A 3,369-nucleotide genomic window follows, 5' to 3' on the forward strand; every position below is an offset into this window, starting at 1 on the left:
TTAAATATTGCACTCGCTAGCTTCCAAGCTCTGTATTTACAGTATCAAAAGCACCATTTTGTCGTCGAAGGTGCTGAATTTTACTCGCTGCACGAATTCTTCTCGGAAAGCTATGAACAGGTGCAAGGCTATGTTCATAAAATCGGCGAGCGGCTTGATGGGTTAGGTGGAACTCCGGCTGCAAGCTTCACTAAGCTTGCGCAGCTGTGTTGCTTTACACCCGAATCGGACGGCGCATTCTCGTCTCGGCAAATGGTGCAAAACGATTTGCAAGCCGAGCAATCAATCATTAGTTTAATTCGTCGCCAAGCGGCTCAGGCAGAAAGCTTAGGCGATCGTGCAACGCGCTATCTCTACGAACAAATTCTTTTAGAAACTGAAGATCGTGCGTTTCACCTGGCGCACTTCCTCGCGCACGATAGTCTGACCTTGGCATACGTTCAAACAACGAACAATTAGCCAAAACTAGCTAATTCTACGCAGTTCATCTGCTAGCAGGAGTTAGAACGGTGGAGGAACAGTTACCTCGACCATGTTCTGACTCCTGCCGTGTTGATCGCCTTCACGGTGTGGGTATCGCTACAATCCTTTGCGCCGTTAACGATAGAATTTAAACATCTTTAGTCTCAAGCACATCCTCTTGCAACACCCTGTCGCGTATCTGCTGGTCTTTCACGGAAGCCGCGATCCTCGTCCGCCCCTTGCCGCACAAACACTTGCCCAACTGGTGGCGCAGCGCCTTCAACATGCTCAAGAAAGCAGCACCCTGGGCGTAGTAGGTGGTGAGCGGAGCCTCTGGACGATCGACGCGCCACCTCGCCCGGTTGCTGGATCTGCGACGGCTACGCTACAGCCGCACGTTGGAATCGCCAGCCTAGAAGGGCATCCCCTGCCGCTGCATCAACAGATTGAACAGTTTGCCCAAACGCTTTTACCGACCTTAACCCCCGTGCGATTAGTCGTGCTGCCGCTGTTTCTGCTGGCTGGCGTGCATGTCATGGAGGACATTCCCGCTGAACTCGCCCTCGCGCAGCAGGCATTGGGGCAGCAAGTCACGATCGATCTCCATCCCCATCTCGGCTCGCATCCCAAGCTACAGCGGGTGATTACCGAGCGGATGGCAACCCTCCCGGTCGAAGCCTGGATTTTGCTGGCGCACGGGAGCCGTCGTGCTGGAGCCAATCAGCCGATCGAGGCAATGGCAGAGCGGCTGGGTGCGCTATCGGCGTACTGGTCTGTGCCGCCCAGCTTGGAGTCGCGTCTGCAAAGCTTGATACAGCTTGGCTTGAGTAGAGTTGCTATCCTACCGTACTTCCTGTTTTCTGGAGGCATTACGGATGCGATCGCTCAGCGGGTCGAGGCGCTGGCGCAGCAGTTTCCTACGCTAGATCTACAGCTCACGGCTCCGCTCGATGCCAGCGCTGAAATTGCTGATTTGCTGGTGGAGTTGTGCGATGCTGGTGAATCAGCCAGCGACACCGTTCGAGCGTAGGCGTTGTTGCGAGCCGCGCTGCCTGTCCTTTTTCTTCTTCCTACGGTTTTCATGCAAGATTCAGGCAAAGTTTATTTGGTCGGTGCTGGACCTGGAGACCCTGGTTTACTGACGCTAAAAGGTAAAACGCTGCTGGAATGCGCGGATGTCGTGGTGTACGACGCACTGGTTAGCGCCGCGATTCTGGCGATGATTAATCCGCAGGCAGAACAAATTGACGCTGGAAAACGGAAGGGCATGCACTCTATGATGCAGGAGGACATTACCGAACTGCTGATTCAGAAGGCGAACCAAGCCGCGATCGTTGTGCGGCTGAAGGGCGGTGATCCGTTTGTGTTCGGGCGCGGCGGCGAGGAAATGGAAGAGTTGGTTAGCGCAGGCATCTCGGTAGAAGTAGTTCCCGGCATCACGTCAGGAATTGCCGCACCTGCCTACGCAGGGATACCACTAACCCATCGTGCCCACAGCTCCTCCGTGACCTTTGTTACCGGACACGAGGGCGCAGGAAAGTACCGCCCAGCGGTAAACTGGCAGGCGATCGCGCACGGGTCCGAGACGATCGTCATTTACATGGGCATCCATAATCTCACGTACATCACGGAGGAGCTGAAAACCGCTGGCATGGATTCCCAAACTCCAGTGGCGCTGGTGCGCTGGGGAACCCGCCCAGAGCAGGAAGAGTTGGTGGGCACGCTAGGGACGATCGTGCAGCAGGTAGAAGCCGCAAATTTTGGCGCTCCGGCGATCGCGATCATTGGTTCAGTCGTCACTCTCCATTCCGTATTGGCAGGCTGCCGCCCGATCCAGGCACATCAGGACGTTTGAGACAGAGAACCCTCGATCTCTAGCACGCACTTGACGCAATCGAGCGGTAGCAATTCTAAATTGCGAATTCCGAATTGATATAACTGGCAAGTCCTCCTCTGTTGGGAGGAACTGCAACGGGTTGTTCTGTAGCATAGTGACCAACTCCGCGAACGGCTTGTCTGAATTGTAGCGAGGCGATCGCAGAACAACAATTGCTCCCTGAAGCGACAAGCCAGTGATCTCTTATCGAATACACGCCTAGTGAGCCCTCGTAAATCCACGATCGTTCCCACCGTCTCCGCCGACCTTCAGCAGAAAGCGCTCCTCGTTCACGCTCGCCTCTGCGAGGAGTATGGCTGTCCGATCGCTTATTTTCATAGCTTGGACCCATTGAGCGAACTGATTTCGGCGCTGCTGTCGCACCGAACGAAAAATCGCGACTCTGATCGTGCCTACAAGCAACTGCGTGCTCAGTTCCCCACTTGGGAAACCGTGCGAGATGCCCCGGTAAACGAGGTGGAAGCGGCGATCGCGCCTGCGACTTGGGCCGATCAGAAAGCCCCACGAATTCAGCAGGTGCTGCGGTTAATTGGCGATCGGCGAGGTGAACTGTCGTTAGATTTTTTGGCAGAAATGCCCGTGCCAGAGGCGAGATCGTGGTTAGAAGAACTACCGGGAGTGGGACCCAAAACCAGCGCGGCGGTGCTTTGCTTTAGTCGGCTGCGGCGGCGCGCTTTGCCTGTCGATAGCCATCACCATCGCGTGGCGGTACGACTGGCACTGATTCCCGCTAGCGTCGCGGTGGGTCCCTCGCACGCGCTACTGGAAGCGCAGCTTCCCGAAGACTGGAGCGCCCAGCAGGTTTACGACAACCATGAAGTACTCATGCTGCACGGGCAGCGCTGTTGCTACTACACGAAGCCCGCGTGCGATCGCTGTGTCGTTCTGGATCTGTGCCCGCATGGTCAGGCGCAGGTGCAGGCAGCGAGCCGTCATTAGCTGTAGATAGCAATTCGTAATTCGCAATTCGTAATTGTGAATGATCGGTTGCATCAGCGTTTCAGGTGTTG

4 protein-coding genes are annotated in these 3,369 nt (G+C 55.6%); all 4 read left to right on the plus strand.

The window, feature by feature from the left end; genetic code table 11:
* Positions 1-459: DNA starvation/stationary phase protection protein (locus H6F43_RS00315; protein ID WP_190340049.1), on the plus strand; the 459-nt coding region annotated here is incomplete at its 5' end.
* A gap of 181 nt (positions 460-640) precedes the next feature.
* A complete protein-coding gene (locus H6F43_RS00320; protein WP_190340050.1) occupies positions 641-1,492 on the plus strand; it encodes a sirohydrochlorin chelatase in 852 nt (283 codons plus the stop codon).
* A 51-nt stretch (positions 1,493-1,543) separates the two neighbouring features.
* Positions 1,544-2,317: a uroporphyrinogen-III C-methyltransferase gene (cobA, locus tag H6F43_RS00325; protein WP_190340051.1), complete on the plus strand. Its 774-nt coding sequence runs from the start codon at positions 1,544-1,546 to the stop codon at positions 2,315-2,317.
* Between the two features lie 243 nt (positions 2,318-2,560).
* Positions 2,561-3,298, plus strand: a complete 738-nt coding sequence (locus tag H6F43_RS00330) for a Fe-S cluster assembly protein HesB (protein WP_347272350.1) — start codon at positions 2,561-2,563, stop codon at positions 3,296-3,298.
* Positions 3,299-3,369: the final 71 nt, after the last annotated feature.

It is taken from the genome of Leptolyngbya sp. FACHB-36 (assembly GCF_014695955.1).
GTDB lineage: Bacteria > Cyanobacteriota > Cyanobacteriia > Leptolyngbyales > Leptolyngbyaceae > FACHB-36.